This window comes from Agrococcus sp. UYP33 (assembly GCF_054060915.1).
The window spans coordinates 840,994-865,839 of sequence record NZ_JBSSDR010000001.1; the positions used below are offsets into that span (position 1 = coordinate 840,994).

Sequence of the window (24,846 nt, forward strand, 5' to 3'; positions counted from 1 at the left end):
GCGGCGCTGCGCACAGCTCTTCGACCGGCGGGGTGGGCGTCACACGGCGTCACATGCCTGCGCCGTCCCTCGATCCACGAGACACTAGAAGGCAGCCCGCCGCCGCAGTCGGGTCACCCTTCCCCCAACACAGGGCGCTGACCGCGCCCCCGCTTGGAGTTCCATGATCTCGATCGAGCACGTCAGCCGCCGCTTCGGCGACGGCCCTGACGCCGTCGTCGCGCTCCACGACGTCTCCATCGAGGTCTCCAAGGGGCAGATCTTCGGCGTCGTGGGGCAGTCCGGCGCTGGCAAGTCGACCCTCCTCCGCACCGTCAACGCACTGGAGCGCCCCGACTCCGGCCGCGTCACCGTCGACGGCGTCGATGTCACCGCCCTCAGCGGCCAGGCGCTCCGCAACGAGCGCCACAAGATCGGCATGGTCTTCCAGCACTTCAACCTCGTCGGCAACCGCACGGTCGCGCAGAACGTCGAGTTCGCGCTCGAGGCGACCGGCGCCGCCAAGAAGGACCGCCGCCCGAAGGCGCTCGACATGCTCGACCTCGTCGGCCTCGCACACCGCGCCGACGACCGCCCCGGCCAGCTCTCCGGCGGCCAGCGCCAGCGCGTCGGGATCGCCCGCGCGCTCGCCTCCGGCCCGGACGTGCTGCTCAGCGACGAGGCGACCAGCGCCCTCGACCCCGAGACGACGCGCTCGATCCTCGAGCTCATCCGCCGCCTGAGCCGCGAGCTCGGCCTCACCGTGCTGCTCATCACGCACGAGATGGAGGTCGTCAAGCGCATCTGCGACGCGGCCGCCCTCATGGAGACCGGCCGCGTGATCGAGCAGGGCGGGCTCGACGAGCTCATCCGCACGCCGGGCAGCCAGGTCGCCGCCGAGCTCTTCCCGGTCGGCGAGCCCCACCGCATCCCGGGACACCGCATCGTCGACGTCACCTACACGGGCCTCAGCGCCGACCGCCCGGTGATCGCGCAGCTCGCCCGCGACTTCGGCCTCGACGTCTCGATCCTCGGCGCCGCGCTCGAGACCATCAACGGCCACCAAGCCGGCCGCACTCGCCTCGCGGTTCCCGGCGACGAGCACACCGCCCGCCAGGTCGTCGACAGCCTCACGGCGCAGGGCGTCACCGCCTGGGAGGTGCTCGCATGATCGACGTCAGCTCCCCCACCTTCTGGCCGCAGCTCATCGCGGTGCTCCTCGAGGGCACGTGGGAGACCATCTACATGACGGCGATCGCGATGGCGATCACCTTCGTCGTCGGCCTGCCGCTCGGCATCATCCTGGTGGGCACCGAGCAGGGCCGCTTCCTCGAGGCGCCCTTCGGCTCGCGCGCGCTCGGCCGAGTCATCAACGCCCTGCTCGGCTTCATCGTCAACCTGGGCCGCTCGGTGCCGTTCATCGTGCTGATGATCGCGCTCATCCCGCTCACCCGCTGGCTGCTCGGCTCGTTCATCGGCACGGGACCTGCGATCGTGCCGCTCACCCTCATCGCGATCCCGTTCTTCGTGCGCGTGGTCGAGATCGCCGTGCGCGAGGTCGACCCGGGCCTGTTCGAGGCCGCGGAGTCGCTCGGCGCCTCCCGCTGGCTGCTCGTGCGCCGCGTGCTGCTGCCGCAGGCGACGCCCTCGATCCTGCTCGGCACCGCCACCACCATCACGTCGATCATCAACTTCTCGGCGATGGTCGGCGTCGTGGGCGGCGGCGGCCTGGGCAACGTCGCCCTGACCTACGGCATGCAGCGCTACAGCAGCATCCACATCATCGGCGTCGTCATCATCCTCTTCGCCCTCGTGCAGCTCATCCAGTGGGCGCTGACCGCGCTCGCCCGGAAGCTCGGCGCACCCAGCACTCGTCGCGGCCCCAAGAAGGACGCGACGGCGGATGCGCAGGCCCACCTCGACGTGGACCTCACGATCCCCGACCCCCGCCGCCCGACGCCTCCGTCGAGCACCTCTTAAGGAACCTCCATGACCAACATCTTCCGCCGTCGCGTCGCGACGACCATCGCCGCCGGCGTCGCCGTCGCCGCGCTCGCCGCCTGCTCGTCGAGCACCCCCGACGTCGCCGCCCCCGCAGCATCCGAGGACGGCTCGCTCGGCACGATCCGCGTGGGCGCCCTGCCCGTGCCGGCCGGCGACATCCTCACCTGGGTCGACGAGAACCTCGCCCCCGAGGCCGGCCTCGACATCGAGTGGGTCGAGTTCACCGACTACAACACGCCCAACCCGGCGCTCTCCGACGGCTCGACCGAGGCGAACCTCTTCCAGAACTCCACGTTCATGGAGACGTACAACTCGCAGGCCGGCGGCACGCTCGTCTCGGTCGGCGAGGTCTACCTGCCGGCCGCCGCGTTCTACTCGGAGTCGCTCACCTCGATCGACGAGCTCGGCGAGGGCGCGACCATCGCCATCCCGAACGACCCGACGAACGAGGGCCGCGCGCTCGGCATCCTCGCGGCCGAGGGCCTCATCAGCATCGAGGAGGGCGCGACCAACCTCGACGGCATCACCGAGAACCCGTCGAACTTCCAGTTCACCGAGGTCGAGAACGCTACGCTGCCGCTCGCGATCCCGGACAACGACGCCGTCTTCGTCACCGCGTCGTTCGCGCTGCCTGCCGGCCTCACGCAAGACCAGGCGATCCTCACCGAGGGCGATGACTCCGACTACTTCAACATCCTCGCGACCACGCCCGAGCTGCAGGACGACCCCCGCGTCGCCGCGCTGTACGAGCTGCTCACGAGTGAGGAGACGGACGCCTACATGCTGGAGACGTGGGGCGGCCTGATCGTCCCCGGCACCGAGTGACGGCACCGCTGGCGGGCTGAACCCCAAGCCGGAATGAGAGTGCGCCGCGTGCCCTGAGCACGCGGCGCACTCGTCTTCCGGCACGGCGTGGCGTGTCAGTGGTCGCATCCACTCTGCTCGCGACGAGGGCGGAGTCGATGTGGGTGGTCGCCTCTACTCTCCTCACAAGGAGGCGGCGATGACGAGCACCGAGCAGGCACGAGCAGCGGTCGTCGCCGCCCGCGCCCTGCTCGCTGCAGCCCCGTCGTTCTCGACGACCTCGAACGCCGAGGTCGCCGAGCTGCTCGGCCGAGTCGCAGAGCTGGCGCGAGTCGCCGAGAGCCTGCAGGTGCGGCTCGCGCACGAGGTGGAGGAGCGCTCGCACGGCGCGGTCGATGAGCCACTGTGCATGCTGCTGGGGGCTCGGCGCTCGCGGGAAGCGGTCTCGAGGGCCTTCGGTCTCGGCTCCCGCCGCGCGCTCGACCTGCTGCTCATGGGGCGAGCGACATCGCCGTCGATCGCCATCACCGGCGCCGCCATCGCCGCCCGGTACCCGGCGGTGGCCGGTGCGCTCGCCGAGGCCGAGATCTCGTTCGCGCAGGCGCACGCCATCGTCTCGACCATCGAACCGGCCGCGCCGCGAGCCGACGTGGAGCAGCTCGAGACCGCCGAGCAGCTGCTGGTCGAGGCCGCGACCGATCCGGCCACGCCGCTCCCGCCCGAACAGCTGGTCGTGCTGGCGCGCCGGTGCGCGGCGCTCCTCGACCCCGACGGGGTGCTCCCGAACGACGAGCAGCAGCGGGCGCTTCGCTCGTTCCGCACCCGTCAGCAGCGCGACGGCTCGTGGCTCACCGTCATGCGCTCCCCCGCCGAAGACGGGTCCGCGCTCAAGTCGCTGGTGGATGCGTACACCGGCCCACGCGTCAAGGTCGCCTTCCACGACGAGCACTGCGACCACGGCGGCTGCTCGGGCGCCGACTGCAGCAGCGCGGAGCCTTCGCTCGACGACCGCTCGCCCGAGCAGAAGGCGCACGACGCCCTCATCGCGATGGTGAAGGCGCACGCCGCCTCCGGCGACGCGCCGCTGGCTGGCGGCGAGTCGCCCTCGCTCGTCCTCACCGGCACGATCGAGGCGTACGGCGCCTACGTGCAGGGCATCCGCCAGGCCGAGCGCACGCTCACGATCGAGCACACGAGCAGCCTCGTGCCGATCGAGCACATCGACCAGCTCGTCTGCTTCGCGGACATCCACCACCTCGTCGTCGACGAGCACGGCCACCCGCTCTGGCTCGGTCGCACCCAGCGGCTCTTCACCCGCGCGCAGAAGCGCGCTCTCGCCAAGCGCGACAAGGGCTGCCGGGTCCCCGGCTGCGGCATGCCCGTCGCCTGGTGCGAGACGCACCACATCGTCCCCTGGCAGGCCGGCGGCGCCACCGACGTCGACAACGGCATCCTCGTCTGCAGCTACCACCACCACGAGATCCACGCCGGCCGGCTGCGGGTCGAGAAGGTCGGACCACGGCCCGGCAGCTGGCGTATCGTGTCGCAGCTCCAGCCGGCCCGGTGGGGCCGCGACGACTCCGCCGAGATGCCGAGCGCCACTGCGCTCGCCGCCGCGACCGGCGCCGCTAGATCGCGCGGCGGATCGCTCGGCGCAGCCGCCGCCGCCTCGCTCGCCATGAAGCTGCCGGAGCCCCTCGATGCTGGCATCGAGCTTCGCACCAGCGCGAGCGTCCAACCGGCTGAGCCCGGCTCCTCCGTGTGCGTCCCACGACAGCGACGGCGCCCACGGACTGCGCTCAATGCATCCGGAGGGAGCGCGGTCGGCTCGACCGAGCGACGCATCCGCACCCTGCTCGACGAGCAGGGCCGAGGTCGCAGGCATCGCGGGCGAGCCGACCGGCTGCCGCGACCCGGCATCGTCCTGCGGCGCTGATCCGAGTCGGGCTCGCACGCGGCGCACACCGCGCGCAGACCGCGCATTCGGCTGCACGGCGAACGGGGCGGCATGCTTGAGGGATGCAATCCCCCCGCGACGCCGATCGGCCTTCGTCTGCGCCCGCGTCGTCGACCGCATCGCTCGTGAACCACGAGGGGAAGGCCGCGGGGATGCGCCAGCTCGCCGCGTCCGTGCCGATCCGAACGGCTGCCAGCGGAGCGCAGATCGGGATCCCGATCCTCGTGGTGTCGATCACGGGCGACATCGCGCTCGGAGCGGCGCTCGCGGCGCTCGCGCTCGTGCCGAGCATCATCGCCGCGCCACTCGTCGGCGCGATCCTCGACCGCGTGCACCGGCCGCGGCCGCTCATGATGGGTGCCGCCGCCGGCACCGCCGCCGCCTATGGGCTGACCGCAGTGCTCGACCCGCTGCCGGTGTGGCTCGTCGCGATCGCGCTCGTCCTCAGCGGCCTCCTGAACCCCTTCGGCTTCGGCGGGCTCTCGAGCTTCGTCGCGCCCACCGGCACGGATGCGCGCCGCGCGTACGCGCTCGACGCGCTCAGCTACAACCTCTCCGGTGTCGCGGGTCCGGCGCTCGTCGCGCTGCTGGCGCCGACGCTCGGGCCGCGCTGGGCGCTCGCCTCGATGGCCGCGATCGCGCTCGTGTCGCTCGCCGCCTACCCGCTGCTGCGCATCGAGCGGCGGGAGGCCGAGCGCAAGGGGCTGTGGCGCTCGATCGGCGCGGGGCTCGTCGCCCTGTCGACGCATCGGCCGCTCGCCACGATCACCGTCTCGGGCACGCTCGTCGAGTTCGGCCGAGGCATCATGCCGATCGCGGCGATCGGCATCGCGCTGCTCGCGACGGGCGACGCAGCCGCGAGCGCCTTCATCGTCACCGCCTTCGCGATCGGCGCGCTCGTCGGCGCCATCGTCGAGCCCATCCGACGCACGAGCATGTCGCCGCAGGCGACGATGCTCGTGGGATTCGGGCTGACGGGGCTCGCGACGCTCGCGGCCGCACTCGACCTGGGGTTCTGGTGGACGATCGTGCTCGTCGGCCTCTCGGGCGTGTTCAGTGCTGCACCCACCGCCGCGATGCTGACGCTCCGGCGGCTCGAGAGCCCTGACGACGTCGTCGCGCAGGTGTTCACCGTCGGCTCCGCGCTGCGCACGACCGCGAGCGCGGGCGGCACGGCCGTCGCGGGTCTGCTCGCGGGCCTCGATCCGCTCCTGCTGCTCGCAGCCTCGGGGGCGGTGTGGGTCGTGGGAGCGCTCGCGATGCTCGCGTTCCCACGACGCCACTGAGCGCAACGGTCCGGCGGCATCGCACGTGCACCGGCTTGTGGACGCGCTCCCCGAGGAGCACCCTGAGTCATGACCGTGATCGAGTTCGAGCTGCACGGGGTCGTCGACGCACCGATCGATGCGGTCTTCGCCCGCCTCGCCGACATCGAGGGCTACAACGACTGGATGCCGCGCAAGGGGAGCATCTTCCACACGACGAAGCAGACGTCGCCCGGCGAGCCGCAGCTGGGCACCACCTACGTCGACCGCACCGCAGCAGGCGCGGCCCCGGGCGAGATCGTCGCGTTCGAGCCTCCGATCCGGCTCGTCTTCCACTGGCGGCAGCTGGCACGGAACGGCCGCATCGGCGCCGAGGGCTGGCCCGGCTACGAGCTGGAAGCCGCCTCCGACCGCACCACCCTCGTGCGCCACGGCGCGCGGGTCGAGGTGCACGGCATCCGCCGTGTCATGACGCCCGCCTTCCGGTGGCTCGCGAAGCGGGAGCGCGCGGCGACGCTCGAGGCACTGCAGGCAGCGTTCCGCCGGGCGGAGTAGCCGGTGCTGCAGGCCCGTCGCCCGACCCAGCGCGGTTGAGGGTTTGCGTCCGAGCGCAGAGCAACTCCGACGCAAACCCTCAACGGGGATCAGAGCTCGGTGAGCAGCTGCTCCATCTCGGCGATCTCGGCCGACTGCGCATCGGCCATCTGCTGGGCGAGCGCGACGACGTCAGGGTGCTGGCCGTCGGCGACCTCCGCCTCGGCCATCTCGACGGCGCCCTCGTGGTGCGCGAGCATCTGCTGCAGGAAGAGCGTGCTCGCCTCGACGCCGTCGGCGTCCTCGAGCGCCTGCATGTCGTCTTCCGACATCATGCCGCCGCCGTCGCCGTGACCGCCGTGGCCGCCGTCGGCCGATGCCTCCACGCCCCAGTCGTCGAGCCAGCTCTGCAGCTGCTCGATCTCGGGCGCCTGCGCGTCGCGGATGCGCTCGGCGAGGTCGGCGACGCGCGGGTCGAGGCCGTCCTTGTCGAGCACCATCTCCGACATCTCGACGGCCTGCTGGTGGTGCGGGATCATCATCGTCACGAACATCTCGTCGGCGGCGTTCGCCTCCGAGGATGCGGGTGCCGACGAGGGTGCAGCAGTGATGCCGGGCGATGCGGCGGGCGTGGTGCCCGTCGATCCGCCCGCGGAGCAGCCGGTGACGACGAAGGCGAGGGCGAGCGCGCTGACTCCGAGCGCGCGGTTGATGGTCTTCATGGTGGTGGTCCTGTTCTCGAGTGGGATGGTCGGTCTGTGACGCCGCGGATGCGACGCCGGCGGCCTGGCCGGTGGCCAGGCAGACCGATCAGGTCCGACTGATCGAGAGCAGGATGAGCGAGGGTGTGGGCGGCTCTGCCCGGGCGGCGGATGCGTCGGCCGACATCGGGATGGTCACGACGGATGCCCAGGGGATGCCGAGACGCGCGGGCGGGACGAGCACGAGCAAGCCGGCGAGCAGCGCGAGCACGCACGCCATGAGCTCGGAGTGACCCGGCGCGACGGGCCCGTCCGCCGCGCACGCATCGGTGCAGCCGCTCGCCTTGGCCGCAACCGCCGTGTCCTGCGCGTGGTGCGTCGGGGCTGCGTGCGCGGCGTGGTCATCGGCAGCGACGACCGCGACATCGGACTGGCCGACGCCGCCATGGCCGGCGATCGCATGGCCCGAGCCGTGCCCGCCCGCAGAACCGCCCAGCGCATGCATGCCGAGCAGACCGGTGATGAGCAGCACGACGGTCGCGCCGAGGAGCAGCAGTGCCCGCGCGGACAGCGCTCGACTCGGGGTCTGTGCCCCGCGTCGCATCGCCGCGCCCATCCGCCACTCCGCCATCGCGCGACACGGTAGCAGGGCGACCTCGCAGCGCCCACAGGGACCGGGCGGTGTTCCGCCCGGCCCCCGGATCTGCGACCGCGGCGCTACCAGGGCATCCGCGTGGCGTCGTCGTGGTGCGTCTCGAGCGATGCGACGGCGGTGAGCATCTGCTCCTCGATCGCGCTGCCGAAGAAGTCCTCGGTGCTCTCGAGCCCGTCGTCGAGCCAGCGCACGTCGAGCGGTACGCCGCTGAAGCTGCGGCAGAGGTTTTCGCTGCAGACGTTGTCAGCCGGACGCACCGCGCCTCCCTGGTCCGAGAGGCTCACGCCGACGTAGCCCGCGTGGTTGGGCACCGAGTCGCCGAGCGTCCAGGAGACCGCCTGCCACCCATCCGTCTGCGTCGGCCGGACCTCGCCCAGCGTCCACTCCCACTCCTCGATGAGGTTGGTGATCCACATGTCGCCGTAGTGCAGCACCATGTTGCCGTTCGGCAGGTAGAGCGCGACGGAGTTGTCCCACACGTCCTGGCCGGCTCGGTTGGTGCCGGGGCGGCTGTGATCCCCGATGCTCCAGTGCTGCGGCACCAGGAAGCTCGCGGTGCCGTTCTGCGTCGTGTACGGGAGGTAGGTCGTGCCGTCGTGCTCGACGCCGACGCCGGCCGGCAGCGCGTCGTCCTCGCCGGTGAACGCGGCCGAGGCCATCACGTCGAGCGCCAGCGCGACCTCGGGGCCGCCGATGTACGCCTCCGCCGCATCGCGGCTGTCGAAGCCGTCCTGTGCGTCGGGGTGGAAGAAGCCCATGCCGTGCAGCCGCTTGCCCTCGCCGACGTGGAACATGTGGAACGGCTCCGACACGTCGCCCACGATGGAGACGCTGACGCTGTAGCGGCCGCCCTCGTGCCGATCCCACCACGCTGCCGCGAAGAGTCCGCGATCGATGGCGATCCGCTCGACGATCCGGGTCTCGATCGTCGCGGGGCCTGTGTCCCCCCAGTAGCCATCCGAGTACTGCAGGCTCCCGCCCGTCGGCGGGGAGAAGACCACCTCGTTGTTCCAACCCTGCCGCCCCGAGCCCTGCATGGCGATCGTGCTCGTGTCCTCGACGGTCCAGTTCGACGGGACCTGCAGCTGCAGCGTGCCGTTCTGCGTCTCGAAGTCGACCATCTCTGCAGGCGCTGCCTCCACGGCAGCGGGCTGCGCGCTCTGCGGCGGCGTGGCGGTGCCGGTCGTGGCCGGCTCGCTCTCGCCAGTGGGCGAGGGCGTCGGCGCGGGTGACGCCGTCTCGCTCGGCGCGGTCTCCGGCAGCAGCGGTGCCGATGCCTCCTCGGCCTGCGCGCACGCGCCCAGGGTGAAGGTCGCGACGACGACGACGGCGGTCGCGGCGAGCAGGCGGCTCTGGATGGGGCGCACGGCGGATTCCTCTCTCGCGGGGCATCTCCCCGCTTGTCCTGAGATGTCCGGATGCGGGAACCGGTCACCCGCTGGAGGTCACGGTTCGGTCACGCTTCTGGGCGATGGAGCAGCAGAGGGCCGGGCGGTGCTCCGTCCGGCCCTCGCGCTGCACCTGCGTCAGGGCATGCGGGCGTCGTCGTGGTGCCGCTCGAGCGACGCGATGACGGTGAGCAGCTGCTCCTCGGTCGCTCCACCGAAGAACGCCTCGCCCTCGGTCAGCGGGGTGCTGACGAAGTATCGGCACATGGTGTCGGCGCACACGGTGCCGGTCGGTCGCGAGGCGTCCCCCTGGTCGGTGAGGCTGACCCCGACGAGCCCCGTGTTGTAGTCGCCGGTGTCGCCGAGCATGTACGAGACGGCGTGCAGACCGTCCGTCGTCGGCCGCACCTCACCGGCGGTCCACGGCCACTCCGGCTCCTCGCCGGCGAACAGCACGTAGTCGACGTACGACACGGCGCTGCCGCCGTTCGGCCGGAACAGCTGGACCCAGTTCTCCCAGACGGGCCCGCCGCCGTGGCCGAAGCCCACTCGGCTGTTGTCATCGATGCGCCACTCGAGCGGGACGAGGAACGTCGACGTGCCGTTCTGCGTCGTGTACGGGAGGTACGTGGTGCCCTCGTGCTCGACGCCGACGCCGGCCGGGACCGCGGTGTCGTCGCCCGAGATCTCGACGGTCGCCATGATGTCGAGCGCGAGCGCGACCTCGTCGCTCCCCAGGTAGGCCTCGACCGCGTCGCGGCTCGAGAACTGCTCCTCGGCGTCCGGGTGCTCGAACTTCAGGAAGTGCAGTCTCGTGGACCCATCGACGCGGAACGAGTCGGAGAGCGGCGCCTCGCCGTCGATCACGGCGACGCTGGCGACGTAGATGTCACTCTCGTAGCGCTCCCACCAGGCAGTAGCCGCGAGGCCCGAGCCGATGTCGATGCGCTCGACGACGTGCTCCTCGAGCGCCGCCGCGCCCACGTCATCGGGCATGCCGTCGTCGAACCAGAGGTGGCCGCCATCGGGACCGGCGACCGCCACGATGTTGTCCCACCGCTGCAGGCCGTCGTAGCCGAGGGCGACACGGCTGCTGTCCTCGACGGTCCAGTCCGCCGGGATCTGCATGCGCATCGTGCCGTTCTGCGTCTCGAACGGGACGAGCTCGACGGCATCGCTCTCGGGCGGTGTCGCGGTGCCCGGTGCACCGGTCGCGCCGGCGGAGGTCGTCGGCGTCGGCGTCGGCGTCGATGTCGGCGTCGCGCTGGCGGTCGGTGTCGAGCGGGGTCGAGCCGGCGCCGAGGTCGATCCGGGCTGGGCCTGCGCGCAGGCGCCCAGCATGGCGGTCAGCGTGACGATCGCGGTGGTGACGAGCACTCGGCTCGGGGAAGGGCGCACGGCGGGGTTCCTCTCTCGCGAGGCTCATCCCCGCACGCTCTGACATGTCCAGCGTCAGGCGGCGGTCACGCCGATCCGGTCACGATTCCATCACGAACGGCGGAGGTCCTCAGGCGCCCTGCTGCGGCACGGCTTCGGGGCAGCTGCGCTCGACCGCGGGCGACCACGGCATCGCGCCGGCGTCGCGGTGCATCCGCTCGAACGCATCGGCACTGACGCCCTGCGCCTCGAAGCGACGGGCGAGCTGCTCCCACCGGCGCAGCTCGGGCAGCGCGCCGCGCTCGTGCCAGTCGTGCCACAGCGCGTGCAGCAGCATGTGTTTCGGCTTCGACGTGAAGCGGTGCCGCTCGAAGGCGAGCAGGGCGTCCGCCCACGCGGCAGCGTCAGCGTGGGGCCACCCGGCCCAGACGCTCGACTCCGGCACCACCCTCGGTGGCTCGGTCAAGGACATCGTCGTGATCTCTCCTCGTGGGGCAGTGCCGAAACACAGAGTTGCCGATCAGGCAACTCTGCACGACTTCGGACCACTGTACGACGCGCCTGTGACATCCGCTCAACTTTCTTCCGGATCACGCGGTGGGCCGCGAGGGGATCACGAAGCCCGGAAGAAGAGCTCACGCGAGTAGCCGAATCCGACGCCCACCTGTGTGAGCGCATCGCTCAGGGTGGCGTCCGGGATGACCGCGAAGCCCCAGGGCTCGGTGCAGTAGGCGTAGCGATCGCCCAGCTCGATCAGCTCGCCGTCGCCCCCGGCGCACGCCAGCTCGATGTCGACCAGCTGCGCACCGGTCTGCGCGGCGACCTCGGCGGCGGTGGCCTCGTCGAAGCCCGCTCCGGTGATGACGCGGAAGGCGGTCGGCGCGCCGATGTCCTGCTCGAAGACCGTCAGGAGCGACATCTCGTGGCCCACGCTCACCGAGATGGCAGCGACGAGCCCGTGGTCGCACGGGATCAGCCGGTCCGTCGAGTCGTACGAGTACCGACCGTCGCCCGCGTCGAACCACATGGGGACGCTCGGCACGCACGGGATCAGGTAGTCGTAGCGCTCGCCCTCGACGAGCTCGGCGCCGACGACGGCCACGGGCGTGCCTGCTGGCGACAGGACGGGCAGCGGAGGCGTCGTGGGCGGCGTGCGCGCCGCCTGGGGGGTCGGCGTCGGGGTCGCGGTCGGGGCGGGGGTCGCGGTGGGGGTCGGCGTGGCGTCCGCTGGTGCCGATGTCGTCGCGGGCGTCGTCGTTGTGGTCGCGCTCGTGCTGGAGGGCTCCGGCTCTGGCGCCGGAGCGAGGCCCCCGGCCGGGCCGCACGCCACGAGCCCGAGCAGCACCGCGATCGCGAGCGGTCCCGCGGCCCACCCGGAAGCTCGGCGCATCATCGCTCCATCACCCACCGCATGTCGGCGCGCGCGACTCCCTCGCGGAACTCCATCCGCGGCGCGAACGACCCGCCCGCGATGGGGACTCCCCAGGCCGCGAGGTCGGGGATGATGCCCGGATCGGCGTCGCAGTCGAACGTGACGCCGCCGATCGCCACCGTCGGCCCGCAGTCGTAGTACACGGTCGCCGTCTCGCCCTCGACCGAGCCGGGCGGCACCTCGCCCGTCTCGACGACCTGCAGCTGCCCGTCGAAGTCGTCGGTCGCCGTGAACTGCGGGTCTCCATCGCCGACGACATCGGATCGATCGACGAGCGCCCACCCGGTGCCCGGCTCGTGATCCGCGCAGTCGATCCACTCGGCGCCGCCGAACAGCACCGAGCCGGATCCCTCGCACAGCACGTAGACGTCGTAGAACCGCTCCAGCACCGGGCCGCCTGCGGCGCCGGTGTCACCGCATCCCTCACGGCAGTCCACGAAGTCGGTGACGATCGGCTCCCCGGCCGCCACGCCCTCGAAGCCCGGCGGCGGTACGGGTGCCGTCTCGGTCGGCTCCGGCTCGGGCGTCGCTGTCGGCGCGGGCTCGGCGCTCGGCTCGGCGCTCGGCTCCATCGTGGTCGTCGGCGCCGGTGCGGCCTCGTCGATGCGAGGGTCGAGCGCGCCGGCGAACTGCCAGACGCCCACCCCGACGACCGCGGCGGCGACCGCGGCGACCGCGCCGCCGGCGATCGCGCGATTGCGGCGCCGTTCTCGCACGCGCTCGCGCACCGCCATCGTCGACAGGCCCTGGCGCATCCGCGCCCGGAAGTCGGGGCTCATGCCCTGCTGCTGCCGATCGCTCATGCCGACACCTCCTCGAGGTCGCCGGCGCCAGCCGCCTGCAGGTGGCCGCGCAGCCGCTGCTTCGCGCGGTGGATGCGCGTCTTGGCCGCGCCGTAGCTCACGCCGATCGCCTTGGCGGCGTCGGCGAGCGGGATCTCCTCGAGCAGCACGAGCGACACGAGCCGAGCATCCGTCTCCGACAGCTCGCGCAGGGCCGCGCCGACCGCGCTCGACGCGTCGACCCGCGCGAAGCGGTCCCCCGCGACGTCGGCGGTGTCGGGCGAGTCCGGGCCGAGCGGGATGTGCGCGATCAGCCGCTCGTTGCGGCGGATGCTGCGGCGGGCGTTGCGCGCGCAGTTCGTCGCCGTGGCGAGCAGCCACGGCAGCACCGAGTCATCGACGATGCGCACGCGCGACCGCTTGCGCCACGCCTCCGCGAACACGGCGGCCGTGACGTCCTCGGTGTCCTGTCGGTGCTGCATCAGCCTCCATGCGTGTCGCCACACGCGGTCTCCGTGGCGGTCGAAGATCGCGGCGAAGGCGACCCCGTCCCCGCGCACGACGGCACGCCACAGCTGCTCGTCGGTCTGCGCGAGGTCCACATCCAGGATTGTCCGGGATGCGCGCCCTGGTTACACGCGGGACGCGATCAGTTGCAGGCGCTACGGTTCCACCCCGGCCGGCATCGTCGACGGATTGACGCCGGTGAGCTCGAGCGTCGTCATGACGTCGAGCGCCTCGAGCACCGGCGCGCTGCCGAGCAGCTGCTCGGCCTCGGCCCGAGAGCCGACCGCCGCCTGGTCGTCGCCGAGCAGCAGCATCGTGCAGGTGTGGGTGCGCTCGACATCCGGCAGCCCGAACAGCGGGATCGGCTCCAGCCCCTCCTGCGAGGGCCGCGCGACCGCGGCATGCACGAACCAGCGGTCGGCGGCGTGCACCCACCACGACATCGCCGCGGTGCCCGCGATGTCCATGGCACGCTCCTCGACGATCCCGAAGTCGGCGTTCAGGAAGCCGGCGGAGTCGCCGAAGCCGTCGTAGTACGTGATCTCGGTGCCGGAGGGCGACGTGAAGCCCACGGTGTTCTCCCACCACGGGTCGCCCTCGAAGTCCATCGTCAGGCGGCTGTTGTCGACCACCGTCCAGCCCTCCGGCAGCTGCAGCCGCATCGTGCCGTTCTGCGTCTCGAAGGTCGAGCTCGCCATCTCGGTGGGCACTGGGGCGCTCGTCGGTGCCGGCGTGACGGTCGGCGCCGGCGTGACGGACCCGGTGGGGGTCGGCTCGGCGGGCGTCGGTCTAGCGGTCTCCACCGCAGGCGACGGTGTGCCCGCCGTCTCGGACGGGGCCGTCGGCGCGTCGGGGCCGCAGCCGACGAGCAGCACAGCCGCCGCGAACGCGGCTGCGACGCCGACCGCGCGAGCGGACGGCCGGGTGGCGATCATCATGGCCTGCTCCTTCTGGTCGCGACTCCCCCGTCGGTCCAGATGGGTCCAGGATGCTCCTGCCTGGCCGATCGTGGGAGTCACGGTTCGGTCACGGTGGCGACCCCGGTCCGGGGGCCGGAAGATGTGCGGCTGAGCGGGGCGTCGGCGGGATGGTGCAGCCCGCGTGCCACTCAGCCGCACATCCTTCGGAGGCTCCCCCGCGAGGCGGAGGCGACCACGGCGGCCCGCCCGCCGGGCGGCGGAGGCGGCCGACGCATCCGCGCGCCTACGCTGGACGCCATGTCCGTCCGCCGCGCCCCCGACGCGAGCTCGCTGCGCGCCGACCTGGTGCTGGCCGTGGCGCTCGCGCTCATCGGCTGCGTCATGGTGGCGCTCAGCGCCATGACCGGCCTGCAGTTCGCCGACGTGCCGATCTGGGCGCCGCTGCTGGCCGCCGTGCTGCTGCCGGCGCCGCTCGTGCTGCGCCGCGTGCATCCGCTGCCGGTGTCGATCGCGCAGATCGCCATCTACATCGTGGCCGGCGAGGCGGCGGTGCTCGAGCTGTACGCCTCGCAGGTGAGCCTCTTCATGGGGTTCTACTCGATCGGCGCGTGGGATGCCGACCGCCGCCGGGCCTTCTGGTCGCGGCTCGTCATCGTGATCGCGATGGCGGTCTGGCTCGCCTCGTCGGCCGTCCGCGGCTTCTTCGACCCGGAGACCGGCGAGCGCGGAGTCTCGGCGTTCTTCGCCTTCTTGATCATCCAGATCGTCATCAACGCCGCCTACTTCGGCGCCGGCTGGGTCTTCGGCGACCGGGCGTGGCGCAGCGCGGTCGAGCGGGAGGCGCTCGACGCCGCACACGCCGAGATCCAGGCGCAGCAGGATCGGCTCGCCGAGCAGGCGGTCTCGCTCGAGCGGCTGCGGATCGCGCGCGAGCTGCACGACGTCGTGGCGCATCACGTCTCGGCCATGGGCGTGCAGGCGGGCGCCGCGCGGCGAGTGCTCGACCGCGACCCCGTGAAGGCCGCGGATGCGCTGCGGCACGTCGAGCAGTCGGCGCGCGACGCGATCGGCGAGCTCCGCTCCCTTGTCGTGACGCTGCGCTCGGAGGACGACGGCACGTCGGCGGCGCCCGAGCTGGATGCGCTGCCCGCGCTCGTCGAGTCGGCGCGCGAGAGCGGGCAGCGGATCGAGCTGCAGTCGATCGGCACCCCTCGACCCGTGACGTCGATGGTGGGCCTCACGGTCTACCGCATCGTGCAGGAGGCGCTCACGAACTCTCGCAAGCACGCCGGTCCGGTCGCGCGGGTCGACGTGCGCCTGCGCTACCTCGACGACGAGATCGAGGTCGAGGTCACCGACGACGGTCGCGGCGGCGCCGCCGGGACGCACGGCGCCGGCGCCGGCCTCATGGGCATGCGCGAGCGCATCGCCGCGCTCGGCGGATCGCTCGAGGTGGGGCCGCGGTCCCGCGGTGGATGGCTCGTGCGGGCGCGCGTGCCGAGCCCTGGCCCGGCGCCGGCCGACGACGCGACGTCGGCCGGAACCGAGCAGTCAGCCGCAGCCGCAGCCGCTGGCGACCAGGCAGCCAGCACCGGTGCCCATGCGCCCGCCAGCGCCGCACCCGCCGACGCGCCCACGAGCGCCGACGCATCCGCCCGGTGAGGGTTTGCGTCCGAGTGCAGCGCAACTCGGACGCAAACGCTCAACAGCCGGATGTCAGGGGCAGCGGGTGTACGCAGCGGTCGCCGCGCTGAGCGTGGGCAGGCCACCCAGGATCAGCACCTCGTCGGCGCCCGAGCCGAGGAGCGCGCTGCGGCTCGCGGCCGGCATGCACTCGCGCCGGGCGAGCAGCATCGGCGCGCCCTCTGCCCCCGCCGCGGCCGCGCCGGCCAGCGCGTCGGGGAAGTCCGTGCCGCTCGCGATGTAGACGGTGCTCACCGCGTCGAAGACGTCGGCGAGCTGCGCCGCGGTCGCGAAGCGGTCGGCCCCGGCGTAGCGGACGACGCTCGGCACGGCCGCCGAGAGCCCGTTCGCGACACCGGTCGACACCGAGGTGCCGTCGCCGACGATCCCCGCCCAGTCGACGCCGAGCCCCTGCAGCGTCGCGCGCGTCGCTGCGTCGAGCGAGCCGCTGCCGCCGTCGACCAGCAGCACCGGCCCGCCGCGGAACGCCGCGGCCGGACCTGCGGCGAGCGCATCCGGGAACTTCAGGCCCGTCGCGACGAACGCCGCATCCGCCGACGCGAAGGCGTGCTCGGCGACGAGCCTGCTCGTGTGGAAGCGGTCGGTGCCGCCGAGCCGCAACACCGTTCGGGCGGGCGCGAGCGCGCGCACCGCATCCTCGACCGCCGCCGACACAGACGGCTCGCCGCCGACGATGACGACCTCCGCAGGGTTGAGCCGCTGGATCTCGGCGAGCACGGCCGGCATGGCCGAGCCCCGCGGCGTCAGCAGCACAGGTCCGCCGGCGTGCGCGGCCGCCGGCCCCGCAGCGAGGCCGTCCGGGAAATTCTCGCCGCTCGCGAGGTAGACCACCGGCGCACCCGTCGGGAACGCGCGGCGCGAGATCTCGACCGACGTCGCATACCGGTCGGCGCCCGCGATCCGCTGCGCGCTCGGCAGCGGCTCGGTCGGGTCGCCGAACCAGTCCGTCCAGATGCGCCAGGTGTTGCGGTTGCCGTAGGCGGAGCACGAGTCTCCCGTGCCGTAGAGGTTCGCGAGCGCCGCCGCGTTGGGCTGGTAGGGCGTGTAGTTGTAGAGCCCCGCCGTGGCGAGGTTGCGGATGAGCACCGGGCTCGAACCGCATGCCACCTCGGTGTCGTAGCGGATCTGGTTCACGACGCCGGCGCGGTGGTTGTAGCGCTCGGGGTGTGCCGCGTAGCGCTGGAACTGCCGTGCGCCGTAGTAGACCTGGTAGAAGAACCCGGCGACGCTCGCATCGCACGGCGCGGTGTCGGGGCAGCCGAATCCGGTCGCCTTCTCGTAGCGCGAGGCGCTCGGCGACGGGTGCGTGACGAGCGTCTGCTCCTTCTGCAGCAGCACGAGCAGGAATCGCTGCGAGATGTCGCAGGCCTGCCCGACGCGAGCGATGATGCTCGCGGCCGACTCGTTCGCCCTCCCCGTCATCGCTCCGCAGTAGGCGTCTGCTGCGATCGACGGGGTCTTCTGGCTGTAGGTGTCGAGGCACGTGTATCCGGCCGCGCAACCCGCGTGCTTCGCGTCGATGAACGCCTGCACCTGCGCAGCGGTCATCGCGCCACCGTCGTAGAACTGCTCGTCCGAGACGAGGTAGCCGGCTTCGAAGTCGGCCGCCACGGCGGCAGTGGCGCTGCCACCGGTGCCTGCGGGCGGGGTGACCGTCAGCAGACCGGCGACGAGCGCAGTGAGGGCCGCGGCAGCGACGAGACGGGGGCGAAGGCGCATCGGCGGGCCGTTCGATCGGGCGCAAGGTTCGGGCGTTCACGCAGGAGGAGGTTGCTTTCAGCATATGTGCGCACTCGGCAGGCGTCGAGGGATTGGTCGGCGGATGGGGCGCCCGATCCGTGGCCGCGGCGCCGGTAGCGTGGGACGCGTGACGCGCATCCTGCTGGTGGACGACCAGGCGCTCGTGCGCGCCGGCTTCGAGACGATCCTCTCGAGCGAGCCCGGGTTCGACGTGGTCGGTCAGGCGAAGGACGGTGCCGAGGGTGTGCGCCTCGCTGCCGAGCTGCAGCCCGACGTGATCTGCATGGACGTGCAGATGCCCGTGATGGACGGCCTCGATGCGACGCGGGCGATCTGCGCTGCCGACGGCCACGCCGCGGTGCTCATGCTGACGACCTTCGACCGCGACGACTTCCTGTTCGACGCGCTCTCGGCCGGTGCCTCCGGCTTCCTCCTCAAGACGGCCGAGCCCGAGCAGCTCATCGATGCCGTGCACGCGCTCGCGCGCGGCGACGCGCTGCTCTCGCCGGAGGTGACCCGCCGCGTCATCGAGCGCTTCGCCGGCGCGTCGGGCTCGACGGACGCCGCGGTCACGACCGGCGAGATGCTCGCCGCTCCCCCGAGCCCGGTGCTCGTCGACCTCACCGACCGCGAGCGCGAGACGCTGCTGCTCCTCGCGCGCGGTCGGTCGAACGCCGAGATCGCCCGCGAGCTCTTCGTCGGCGAGGCGACCGTGAAGACGCACGTCTCGAACGTGCTGCTCAAGCTCGGCATCCGCGACCGCATCCACGCCGTCATCTGGGCGTACGAGCACGGAGTGGTCGCGCCCCGTGCCTGAGCCCGTCCGCGCACCTGCGTCGGAACCACGCGCGCGGCGCATCCCCGCGGTGGCGATCGTGTGGTTCGCGCTCGCTGCGGCCGGCCTCGTCGGCACGTGGTGGTACAACATCGCGTTCTTCGCCGACCCCGGCGGGCTCGGCTACCTCGAGGGATGGTTCGCGAACGCCGCGAGCGCATCGGCGTCGATCGACCTGCTCGTCGTCGCGGTCGCCGCCTCGATCTTCATGATCGTCGAGGGCGTCCGGCTCGGATGGGCGCGCTGGGTGTGGGTGCTCGTCGTGCTGGGCGCCGTCATCGCGATCGCCTTCGCCTTCCCGCTCTTCCTCGGGATGCGCGCGGTCGCGCTGCACCGGCGGGCCTCGCCGGAGCGCTGACCGACCCGGGAGATCAGGTCGGCTCGACGCGCTGCGCCAGCGCCATCGCGTCGTGCGGCGCGTGCCCGTGGATGTCGTTGTCGAAGTAGACGTAGACGTCGCGCGGAGCGCCGTCGGGCGTGGCAGAGCCGCTCACCCACCCGCGGATGCGCTCCGCCCACGCGTCGAGCTCGTCGGGCGTGTAGCCGCTCGCGTAGAGCTCGCGCGAGCCGTGCAGGCGCACGTAGGCGAAATCAGCGGTGACCTCGCCGAACGCCGGCCAGCGATCTGCCGTGTCGGCGACGGTGAGCGCGACCCCGTGGTGCCGCAGCAGCTCGGCCGCGGCCGGATCCTCGAACGAGCGCGCCCTCGGCTCGAGCGCGTGACGCAGCGGCACGTCGGGCCCCTCCTCGAGCCACGTGCGTCCCCGCATCCGGTCGTCGTGGCGCCGCGCGAGCTCGAGTGCCTCGCCCGTCGACCGCGGCAGGCCCGCGAGGAACCGGTCGAGCCCCTCGGCGTCGAACTCCTCGCGCTCGGGCAGCTGCCAGAGGAACGGCCCGAGCTTCGCCCCGAGCGCGAGCACGCCCGACGCGAAGAAGTTCGCCATCGCCACCTCGACGCCCCGCAGCCGCAGCATGTGCGTGATGTACCGCGATCCCTTCACCGCGAAGACGAAGTCGTCGGGCACCGCGTCGCGCCAGCGCTCGTAGCTCGCCGGGCGCTGCAGCGAGTAGAACGAGCCGTTGAGCTCGAGCGTCGACATCCGCTCGCCGACGTGCTCGAGCTCCCGGCGTTGCGGCAGCCCACGCGGGTAGAAGTCGCCGCGCCACTCGGCGTAGCGCCAGCCGGAGATGCCGACCCGCGCGCGGGCGGCCGGGCGGTCTCGCGGCGCTCCTCCTCCATGCGCCCACCTTCGCACCGGCCGCCGAGAGGCCGCTCCGCGTCGACTCGGGGTTGACACCGCCGACCGACCGGCGCACCATGTAAGCAGTTGCTTACGCAAGGAGGTGCGCAGTGCCGATCGCGACCGATTCCCTCAGCCGCATCTTCTTCGCGCTCGCCGACCCGACCCGGCGCGCGATGCTCGAGCGGCTGGCAGCCGGCGCCGCGACCGTCGGCGAGCTCGCCGAGCCGTTCGCGATGAGCCGGCCGGCGGTCTCGCAGCACCTCGGCGTGCTCGAGCAGGCCGGCCTCATCGAGCGCACCCGGCAGGGGCAGTGGCGCAGCTGCGCGCTTCGCCCCGAGGGGCTCGACGACGCCGAGCAGTGGGTCACCGAGCACCGCGCCGCATGGCAGTCGCGCTTCGACCGTCTCGACGAGACGCTCGCCGCGCTCGTCGCCGGGGAGCCCAGCGCGGGCAGCGCGAGCGACGCCCACGACGCAGCATCCGACGCCGGAACCGCCAGCACCAGCACGACCGACCAGGCCGACTCATCCGTCGGCGACCCGAAGGAGCAGTGATGACCGCAACGAAGCAGTTCACGATCACGCGCACGTTCGACGCGCCCAGGGCAGCCGTCTGGCGGGCATGGACCGACCCGGCGATCGCCGCGCAGTGGTGGCATCCGCACGAGGTGGCCGTGCCGCCCGAGTCGGTGCGGATCGACCTGCGGGTCGGGGGCCGCTACGAGTACCTGATGATCGCGCCCGACCGCAGCGAGTACCCGACCGGCGGCGAGTACGTGGAGGTGCGGGAGCCCGAGCGGCTGCGCTTCTCGTGGGCGGACCCCGGTGACGCGGTCGCCGACGCCATGCAGATCACGGTCGACCTGACCGAGCTCGAGGGCGGCCGGTGCGAGATGAGCTTCCACCTGTCGGGCGTCGACGAGGACCGCGTGAGCGAGCAGAGCGTCTTCCACGGCTGGACCGAGGCCTTCGAGGAGCTCGACGACGCCCTCGCGACGACGAGCGAGCGCTCGTCGTGAACGGCCTCATCGTCGAGCAGATCGTCTCGGCCGACGGCTTCGCGGCCGAGCCCGACGGCGGCATGCGCTTCGTCGAGGCGACGACGCCGGACGGCGACATCTCGGACGAGGGCCAGCTGACGATGCTCGAGGGCGTCGACGCGATCCTGCTCGGCCGGCGCACGTACGAGATGTTCGCCGCGTACTGGCCGACCGCCGATCCGGCGGTGGAGCGCGTCGCCGAGCCGATCGCGCGACTGGCGAAGCTCGTGCTCTCGGCCACGCTCGAGCGCGCTCCGTGGGGCGACGGCGAGATCGAGGTCGTGCGGCCCGACCCGACGGCAGCGGATGCCGTGCGGGCGCTCAAGGGCCGGTTCGGCTCGATCATCGTCTGGGGATCGCTGTCGCTCGCCGACGCGCTGCTCGACGCGGGCCTCGTCGACCGGCTCCGGCTGCGCACGACGCCCGCGCTCATCGGCGACGGCCTGCGCTTCACGCCGTCGTCGCTCGGGCTGCGGCTGCTGCGGCTCGAGTCGTCGGTCGCGCATCCGGCAGGGCACCTCGTCACGGAGTACGCGGTCGAGGGAGGCGAGCGATGAAGGACACGGAGCCGCAGACCGCCGGCGGCACGGTGCTCTGGCACTTCACGATGTCGCTCGACGGCTTCGTGGCGGGGCCCGAGCACGCGATGGACTGGATGAGCGGCATCACGAACCGCGACGGGCTCATCGACGAGTACGTCGAGACGACCGGCGCCGTGCTCGGCGGTCGCGTCGGCTGGGACATGTTCCCCGACCCGAGCATGACCTACGGCGGCGCGTGGCAGGGGCCGCTGTTCGTGCTGACGCACCACCCCGAGGACGCGCAGCCGGTCGACGGCGTGACCTTCCTCGACTGCGACGTGGCAGAGGCGGTGCGGATCGGGCTCGAGGCGGCGGCCGGCAAGAACCTCGAGGTGCTCTCGCCCTCGATCGGCAGCCAGCTGCTCGAGCGGGGGCTCATCGACGAGATCGACCTGCACGTCGCGCCGATCCTGCTCGGCGACGGCATCCGGCTGCACCACGCGCCCGGCGGCACGCCGATCCGGCTGTCGCTCGTGAACGGCGACGACCCCACCGCGGAGGTGAATCTGCGGTACCGGCCGGTCGCGTCGGGCTAGGAGCTGGCGGCGCCGGTCGCCGGCCGCGGGCGTCGCGTCAGCTCGAGGCGCACGAGCGGGAGCATATGCCTGGGCCACACGACGAGCGCGACTGCGTCGTCGAGCTCGACGCCGAGACCGCGCACGTGCTCGTCCGGGATCTCGACACAGGCGACCTCCTCGCCATCGACGAGGATCACGCCATCGACGGCATCGACAGCGGCGGGCGGATCGATGAACGAGTCGAGCTCGTGCGGTGCGGGATGCCGCTCGCGGAACGTGTTGGCGATCACGCCCCACATGTGCTGCGCGAGGACGTCGGCGACCGACTCGTCGTCGCACGGCACCACCGTCTGCACGGCCTCGTAGGCCGTCGGGAAGCGCATCCACCGCAGCCACTCTGCCTCGGCCGGCGTCAGCTCGACCGGACGATGCGCGATGGCGACCTCGACCTCGTCCGGCAGCACGACGTGATTGACCGGGTCGTCGAGGTCGTCGGGGTTCCACAGGATCACGTAGGTGATCGCGGCGGCGTCGAGCTGGAACGGGCCGCCGTCGCTGCTCGACGCGATCGTGTTCACGCCGATCTCGCGGATGCCGGGCTGCGCCACGAGCGTCGCGAGCCGCACCGGGAACTCCGCGGAGACCTCGTCGAGGCTCGGCGGGTGGAAGGTGTCGTCGTCGGCTTCGGCGAAGTCCATGCCGTCAGCCTCCCCGATGCGCGCCCTCGACGCCAGTCCGGGCGCCGCTCGGCGGAGCCTCTGTCCCCGCTCCCCCGCACGGCGGAGGCCCAAGTCCAGCCGTCAGGGGGAGGCCGCCGTGATGCCGCCGACGTAGCGTCGGAGCATGCTCTCCATCCGATCGATCTCCCGCTCCTTCAACGGGCACCGGGCGCTCAACGACGTCAGCTTCGACGTGCAGAACGGCCTGATGACCGGCTTCGTCGGCGCCAACGGCGCAGGCAAGACCACGACCATGCGCATCATCCTCGGCGTGCTCACGCCGAGCTCCGGCGAGGTGCTCGTCGACGACCGCCCCATCACCGCCGATGACCGCGCGCAGTTCGGCTACATGCCCGAGGAGCGCGGCCTCTACCCGAAGATGAAGGTCCACGAGCAGCTCGTCTACCTGGGCCGCCTGCACGGCCTCAGCTCGGCGCACGCGTCGACCCGCGCGGCAGACCTGCTCGAGCAGCTGGGCCTCGGTGAGCGCCGGGACGACAAGCTCGAGTCGCTCAGCCTCGGCAACCAGCAGCGGGCGCAGATCGCCGCGGCGCTCGTGCACGAGCCCACTGCGCTCGTGCTCGACGAGCCGTTCTCCGGGCTCGACCCGATGGCCGTCGAGACGACCGTCGAGGTGCTCCGCGACGTCGCCCGCAGCGGCGCCCCGGTGCTCTTCTCGAGCCACCAGCTCGACCTCGTCGAGCGCCTGTGCGACTCGCTCGTCATCCTCGCCGGTGGCGAGGTGCGTGCGGCCGGCACGCGCGACCAGATCCGCTCGGCCCACGCCCGGCCCGAGTGGGTGCTCGAGACCGACGACGCGGGCTTCGTGCGCGGCATCCGCGGCATCGAGGTCATCGAGTTCGACGGCGGTCACGTGCGCTTCACCGCCCCCACCGACGACGACGCCGACCGCGTGCTGCGCGAGGCGATCGAGCGCGGCACCGTCCGCAGCTTCGCCCCCTCCATCCGACCGCTGACCGAGATCTTCCAGGAGGTCATCCGATGAGCACCACCACCACCCGCGCCCCGGGCGCGAACACCCGCGGGCGCACGCGCTTCGCGCAGGCCGTCGGGATCGTCGCGCAGCGGGAGATCATGACGCAGCTGCGCTCGAAGGCGTTCATCATCTCGACGATCATCACGCTCGCGCTGGTCTTCGGCGCGGTGCTCTTCTCGTCGGTCGGCCCCCAGCTGTTCGACGAGGACACCGACGTCGCCACCACCTCCGAGCTCGCGCCGACGCTCGAGCAGCTCGACGGCGTCGCCGTCGTCCCCGCCGACAGCGCGGATGCCGTGCGCGACGCCGTGCGCGACGGCTCGGTCGACGCCGGCGTCGTCGCGGGCGACGGCCCCTCCGGGCTCGTCGTCATCGGCGACCGCGAGGCGCCCTCGAGCCTCCTCCAGCTGCTCAGCATCACGCCCGACCTCGAGCTGCTCGACCCGAACGCGCCCGACCCGATGCTGACCTACTTCATCGGCCTCGCCTTCGGCCTCGTGTTCTTCATGTCGGCGATGACGTTCGGCCAGACGATCGCCAACTCGGTCGTCGAGGAGAAGGCGTCGCGCATCGTCGAGATCATGCTCGCGACGGTGCCGGCCCGCGCCATCCTGGCCGGGAAGGTGATCGGCAACTCGATCCTGGCGTTCGGGCAGATCCTGCTCATCGCGGCGGTGGTGCTGCTGGGCGGCGCCATCACCGGCTCGCAGCTGCTGCTCGACGGGCTCGGCATGCCGATCGTGTGGTTCGTCGTGCTCTTCACCGTCGGCTTCATCATGCTCGCGGCGCTCTACGCGGCGGCGGCGGCGCTCGTCTCGCGCGCCGAGGACCTGGGCTCCGCCACGAGCCCGCTCATCATGCTGATCATGATCCCGTACTTCCTCGTGATCATCTTCAACAACAACCCGCTCGCGCTGCAGATCATGTCGTACGTGCCGTTCTCGTCGCCGGTCGCGGTGCCCATGCGCGTCTACCTCGGCACGATGGAGTGGTGGGAGCCGTTCCTCTCGCTCGCGATCCTGGTGGTCTCGACCATCCTCGTGATCGTCTTCGCCGCGAAGGTCTACGAGCGGTCGCTGCTCAAGACCGGCTCGGCCGTGAAGTGGAAGGACGCGCTGAAGGCGTAGCCCTCGTCTGTCGGGTGGTCGCAGATGGCCCCGTTCC

27 protein-coding genes are annotated in these 24,846 nt (G+C 72.2%); 15 read left to right on the forward strand and 12 right to left on the reverse strand.

Annotation, left to right across the window (positions count from 1 at the left end):
• The first annotated feature begins 163 nt into the window (after positions 1–163).
• From ACVWW9_RS04075 to ACVWW9_RS04100, 6 genes are all read left to right on the forward strand, one after another.
• Positions 164–1,150, forward strand: coding sequence for a methionine ABC transporter ATP-binding protein (locus ACVWW9_RS04075; protein WP_456514485.1), 987 nt, complete (start codon positions 164–166; stop codon positions 1,148–1,150).
• Positions 1,147–1,959: a methionine ABC transporter permease gene (locus ACVWW9_RS04080; RefSeq protein ID WP_456514486.1), complete on the forward strand. Its 813-nt coding sequence runs from the start codon at positions 1,147–1,149 to the stop codon at positions 1,957–1,959. The genes ACVWW9_RS04075 and ACVWW9_RS04080 overlap by 4 nt, the downstream gene beginning before the upstream one ends.
• 9 nt (positions 1,960–1,968) lie before the next feature.
• Positions 1,969–2,808 carry a MetQ/NlpA family ABC transporter substrate-binding protein gene (locus ACVWW9_RS04085; RefSeq protein WP_456514487.1) on the forward strand — a complete coding sequence of 280 codons (840 nt, stop codon included), beginning with the start codon at positions 1,969–1,971 and terminating at the stop codon, positions 2,806–2,808.
• A 178-nt stretch (positions 2,809–2,986) separates the two neighbouring features.
• Entirely contained in the window at positions 2,987–4,723 is a 1,737-nt protein-coding gene (locus ACVWW9_RS04090) for a DUF222 domain-containing protein (protein WP_456514488.1), read from the forward strand.
• A gap of 83 nt (positions 4,724–4,806) precedes the next feature.
• Positions 4,807–6,030 (forward strand): MFS transporter, encoded by a 1,224-nt coding sequence (locus tag ACVWW9_RS04095; RefSeq protein ID WP_456514489.1) that lies wholly within the window; start codon positions 4,807–4,809, stop codon positions 6,028–6,030.
• A 69-nt stretch (positions 6,031–6,099) separates the two neighbouring features.
• Complete coding sequence (locus ACVWW9_RS04100) at positions 6,100–6,564, forward strand: SRPBCC family protein (protein ID WP_456514490.1); 465 nt, start codon at positions 6,100–6,102, stop codon at positions 6,562–6,564.
• Between the two features lie 89 nt (positions 6,565–6,653).
• Here the strand turns inward: ACVWW9_RS04100 and ACVWW9_RS04105 are convergent, their stop codons facing one another.
• The 9 genes from ACVWW9_RS04105 to ACVWW9_RS04145 form a co-directional block, all read right to left on the reverse strand.
• Positions 6,654–7,265, reverse strand: a complete 612-nt coding sequence (locus ACVWW9_RS04105) for a DUF305 domain-containing protein (RefSeq protein WP_456514491.1) — start codon at positions 7,263–7,265, stop codon at positions 6,654–6,656.
• Positions 7,266–7,353: 88 nt separating this feature from the next.
• Positions 7,354–7,848 (reverse strand): hypothetical protein, encoded by a 495-nt coding sequence (locus tag ACVWW9_RS04110; RefSeq protein WP_456514492.1) that lies wholly within the window; start codon positions 7,846–7,848, stop codon positions 7,354–7,356.
• A gap of 113 nt (positions 7,849–7,961) precedes the next feature.
• On the reverse strand, positions 7,962–9,266 hold the full coding sequence (locus ACVWW9_RS04115) for a hypothetical protein (protein WP_456514493.1): 1,305 nt from the start codon (positions 9,264–9,266) through the stop codon (positions 7,962–7,964).
• Positions 9,267–9,425: 159 nt separating this feature from the next.
• Positions 9,426–10,685, reverse strand: coding sequence for a hypothetical protein (locus tag ACVWW9_RS04120; protein ID WP_456514494.1), 1,260 nt, complete (start codon positions 10,683–10,685; stop codon positions 9,426–9,428).
• 109 nt (positions 10,686–10,794) lie between these two features.
• Positions 10,795–11,130 carry a hypothetical protein gene (locus ACVWW9_RS04125; protein WP_354258073.1) on the reverse strand — a complete coding sequence of 112 codons (336 nt, stop codon included), beginning with the start codon at positions 11,128–11,130 and terminating at the stop codon, positions 10,795–10,797.
• Between the two features lie 147 nt (positions 11,131–11,277).
• Positions 11,278–12,057, reverse strand: coding sequence for a hypothetical protein (locus tag ACVWW9_RS04130; RefSeq protein ID WP_456514495.1), 780 nt, complete (start codon positions 12,055–12,057; stop codon positions 11,278–11,280).
• A complete protein-coding gene (locus tag ACVWW9_RS04135) occupies positions 12,054–12,899 on the reverse strand; it encodes a hypothetical protein (protein WP_456514496.1) in 846 nt (281 codons plus the stop codon). Before ACVWW9_RS04135 ends, ACVWW9_RS04130 begins: the two co-directional genes overlap by 4 nt.
• Positions 12,896–13,480 (reverse strand): RNA polymerase sigma factor, encoded by a 585-nt coding sequence (locus ACVWW9_RS04140; RefSeq protein ID WP_245989735.1) that lies wholly within the window; start codon positions 13,478–13,480, stop codon positions 12,896–12,898. Before ACVWW9_RS04140 ends, ACVWW9_RS04135 begins: the two co-directional genes overlap by 4 nt.
• A 60-nt stretch (positions 13,481–13,540) precedes the next feature.
• Positions 13,541–14,323, reverse strand: coding sequence for a hypothetical protein (locus ACVWW9_RS04145; RefSeq protein ID WP_456514497.1), 783 nt, complete (start codon positions 14,321–14,323; stop codon positions 13,541–13,543).
• A gap of 279 nt (positions 14,324–14,602) precedes the next feature.
• Between ACVWW9_RS04145 and ACVWW9_RS04150 the strand changes: the two genes are divergently transcribed.
• Positions 14,603–15,967, forward strand: coding sequence for a sensor histidine kinase (locus ACVWW9_RS04150; RefSeq protein ID WP_456514498.1), 1,365 nt, complete (start codon positions 14,603–14,605; stop codon positions 15,965–15,967).
• A 54-nt stretch (positions 15,968–16,021) separates the two neighbouring features.
• Here ACVWW9_RS04150 and ACVWW9_RS04155 read toward each other — a convergent pair whose 3' ends face one another.
• Positions 16,022–17,728 carry a cell wall-binding repeat-containing protein gene (locus ACVWW9_RS04155; RefSeq protein WP_456514499.1) on the reverse strand — a complete coding sequence of 569 codons (1,707 nt, stop codon included), beginning with the start codon at positions 17,726–17,728 and terminating at the stop codon, positions 16,022–16,024.
• Between the two features lie 148 nt (positions 17,729–17,876).
• Between ACVWW9_RS04155 and ACVWW9_RS04160 the strand changes: the two genes are divergently transcribed.
• On the forward strand, positions 17,877–18,566 hold the full coding sequence (locus ACVWW9_RS04160; protein WP_354258056.1) for a response regulator transcription factor: 690 nt from the start codon (positions 17,877–17,879) through the stop codon (positions 18,564–18,566).
• A 49-nt stretch (positions 18,567–18,615) separates the two neighbouring features.
• Positions 18,616–18,942 carry a DUF2834 domain-containing protein gene (locus tag ACVWW9_RS04165; protein ID WP_456514500.1) on the forward strand — a complete coding sequence of 109 codons (327 nt, stop codon included), beginning with the start codon at positions 18,616–18,618 and terminating at the stop codon, positions 18,940–18,942.
• A 13-nt stretch (positions 18,943–18,955) separates the two neighbouring features.
• Here the strand turns inward: ACVWW9_RS04165 and ACVWW9_RS04170 are convergent, their stop codons facing one another.
• On the reverse strand, positions 18,956–19,840 hold the full coding sequence (locus tag ACVWW9_RS04170; RefSeq protein ID WP_456514501.1) for a DUF72 domain-containing protein: 885 nt from the start codon (positions 19,838–19,840) through the stop codon (positions 18,956–18,958).
• A gap of 95 nt (positions 19,841–19,935) precedes the next feature.
• Here ACVWW9_RS04170 and ACVWW9_RS04175 point away from each other — a divergent pair, with 95 nt between their 5' ends.
• The 4 genes from ACVWW9_RS04175 to ACVWW9_RS04190 are packed head-to-tail and all read left to right on the forward strand — an operon-like array spanning position 19,936 to position 21,984.
• Entirely contained in the window at positions 19,936–20,382 is a 447-nt protein-coding gene (locus ACVWW9_RS04175; protein WP_456514502.1) for an ArsR/SmtB family transcription factor, read from the forward strand.
• A complete protein-coding gene (locus ACVWW9_RS04180; RefSeq protein ID WP_456514503.1) occupies positions 20,382–20,846 on the forward strand; it encodes an SRPBCC family protein in 465 nt (154 codons plus the stop codon). The genes ACVWW9_RS04175 and ACVWW9_RS04180 overlap by 1 nt, the downstream gene beginning before the upstream one ends.
• Positions 20,843–21,424 carry a dihydrofolate reductase family protein gene (locus ACVWW9_RS04185; protein ID WP_456514504.1) on the forward strand — a complete coding sequence of 194 codons (582 nt, stop codon included), beginning with the start codon at positions 20,843–20,845 and terminating at the stop codon, positions 21,422–21,424. The genes ACVWW9_RS04180 and ACVWW9_RS04185 overlap by 4 nt, the downstream gene beginning before the upstream one ends.
• Positions 21,421–21,984: a dihydrofolate reductase family protein gene (locus ACVWW9_RS04190; protein WP_456514505.1), complete on the forward strand. Its 564-nt coding sequence runs from the start codon at positions 21,421–21,423 to the stop codon at positions 21,982–21,984. The genes ACVWW9_RS04185 and ACVWW9_RS04190 overlap by 4 nt, the downstream gene beginning before the upstream one ends.
• Here the strand turns inward: ACVWW9_RS04190 and ACVWW9_RS04195 are convergent.
• Entirely contained in the window at positions 21,981–22,664 is a 684-nt protein-coding gene (locus ACVWW9_RS04195) for a hypothetical protein (RefSeq protein WP_456514506.1), read from the reverse strand. The genes ACVWW9_RS04190 and ACVWW9_RS04195 overlap by 4 nt on opposite strands.
• A gap of 145 nt (positions 22,665–22,809) precedes the next feature.
• Between ACVWW9_RS04195 and ACVWW9_RS04200 the strand changes: the two genes are divergently transcribed.
• Complete coding sequence (locus ACVWW9_RS04200; protein ID WP_456514507.1) at positions 22,810–23,691, forward strand: ABC transporter ATP-binding protein; 882 nt, start codon at positions 22,810–22,812, stop codon at positions 23,689–23,691.
• Positions 23,688–24,809: an ABC transporter permease gene (locus ACVWW9_RS04205; RefSeq protein ID WP_456514508.1), complete on the forward strand. Its 1,122-nt coding sequence runs from the start codon at positions 23,688–23,690 to the stop codon at positions 24,807–24,809. Before ACVWW9_RS04200 ends, ACVWW9_RS04205 begins: the two co-directional genes overlap by 4 nt.
• Positions 24,810–24,846: the final 37 nt, after the last annotated feature.

Excerpts from the sequence above, each read along its gene's own strand:
- ACVWW9_RS04200 (WP_456514507.1), top strand. The coding sequence starts at position 22,810 with ATGCTCTCCATCCGATCGATCTCCCGCTCCTTCAACGGGCACCGGGCG.
- ACVWW9_RS04145 (WP_456514497.1), bottom strand. The coding sequence starts at position 14,323 with ATGATGATCGCCACCCGGCCGTCCGCTCGCGCGGTCGGCGTCGCAGCC.
- ACVWW9_RS04180 (WP_456514503.1), top strand. The coding sequence starts at position 20,382 with ATGACCGCAACGAAGCAGTTCACGATCACGCGCACGTTCGACGCGCCC.
- ACVWW9_RS04155 (WP_456514499.1), bottom strand. The coding sequence starts at position 17,728 with ATGCGCCTTCGCCCCCGTCTCGTCGCTGCCGCGGCCCTCACTGCGCTC.
- ACVWW9_RS04080 (WP_456514486.1), top strand. The coding sequence starts at position 1,147 with ATGATCGACGTCAGCTCCCCCACCTTCTGGCCGCAGCTCATCGCGGTG.
- ACVWW9_RS04150 (WP_456514498.1), top strand. The coding sequence starts at position 14,603 with ATGTCCGTCCGCCGCGCCCCCGACGCGAGCTCGCTGCGCGCCGACCTG.
- ACVWW9_RS04130 (WP_456514495.1), bottom strand. The coding sequence starts at position 12,057 with ATGATGCGCCGAGCTTCCGGGTGGGCCGCGGGACCGCTCGCGATCGCG.
- ACVWW9_RS04075 (WP_456514485.1), top strand. The coding sequence starts at position 164 with ATGATCTCGATCGAGCACGTCAGCCGCCGCTTCGGCGACGGCCCTGAC.
- ACVWW9_RS04090 (WP_456514488.1), top strand. The coding sequence starts at position 2,987 with ATGACGAGCACCGAGCAGGCACGAGCAGCGGTCGTCGCCGCCCGCGCC.
- ACVWW9_RS04095 (WP_456514489.1), top strand. The coding sequence starts at position 4,807 with ATGCAATCCCCCCGCGACGCCGATCGGCCTTCGTCTGCGCCCGCGTCG.
- ACVWW9_RS04190 (WP_456514505.1), top strand. The coding sequence starts at position 21,421 with ATGAAGGACACGGAGCCGCAGACCGCCGGCGGCACGGTGCTCTGGCAC.
- ACVWW9_RS04085 (WP_456514487.1), top strand. The coding sequence starts at position 1,969 with ATGACCAACATCTTCCGCCGTCGCGTCGCGACGACCATCGCCGCCGGC.
- ACVWW9_RS04105 (WP_456514491.1), bottom strand. The coding sequence starts at position 7,265 with ATGAAGACCATCAACCGCGCGCTCGGAGTCAGCGCGCTCGCCCTCGCC.
- ACVWW9_RS04100 (WP_456514490.1), top strand. The coding sequence starts at position 6,100 with ATGACCGTGATCGAGTTCGAGCTGCACGGGGTCGTCGACGCACCGATC.
- ACVWW9_RS04135 (WP_456514496.1), bottom strand. The coding sequence starts at position 12,899 with ATGAGCGATCGGCAGCAGCAGGGCATGAGCCCCGACTTCCGGGCGCGG.
- ACVWW9_RS04205 (WP_456514508.1), top strand. The coding sequence starts at position 23,688 with ATGAGCACCACCACCACCCGCGCCCCGGGCGCGAACACCCGCGGGCGC.
- ACVWW9_RS04195 (WP_456514506.1), bottom strand. The coding sequence starts at position 22,664 with ATGGACTTCGCCGAAGCCGACGACGACACCTTCCACCCGCCGAGCCTC.
- ACVWW9_RS04110 (WP_456514492.1), bottom strand. The coding sequence starts at position 7,848 with ATGCGACGCGGGGCACAGACCCCGAGTCGAGCGCTGTCCGCGCGGGCA.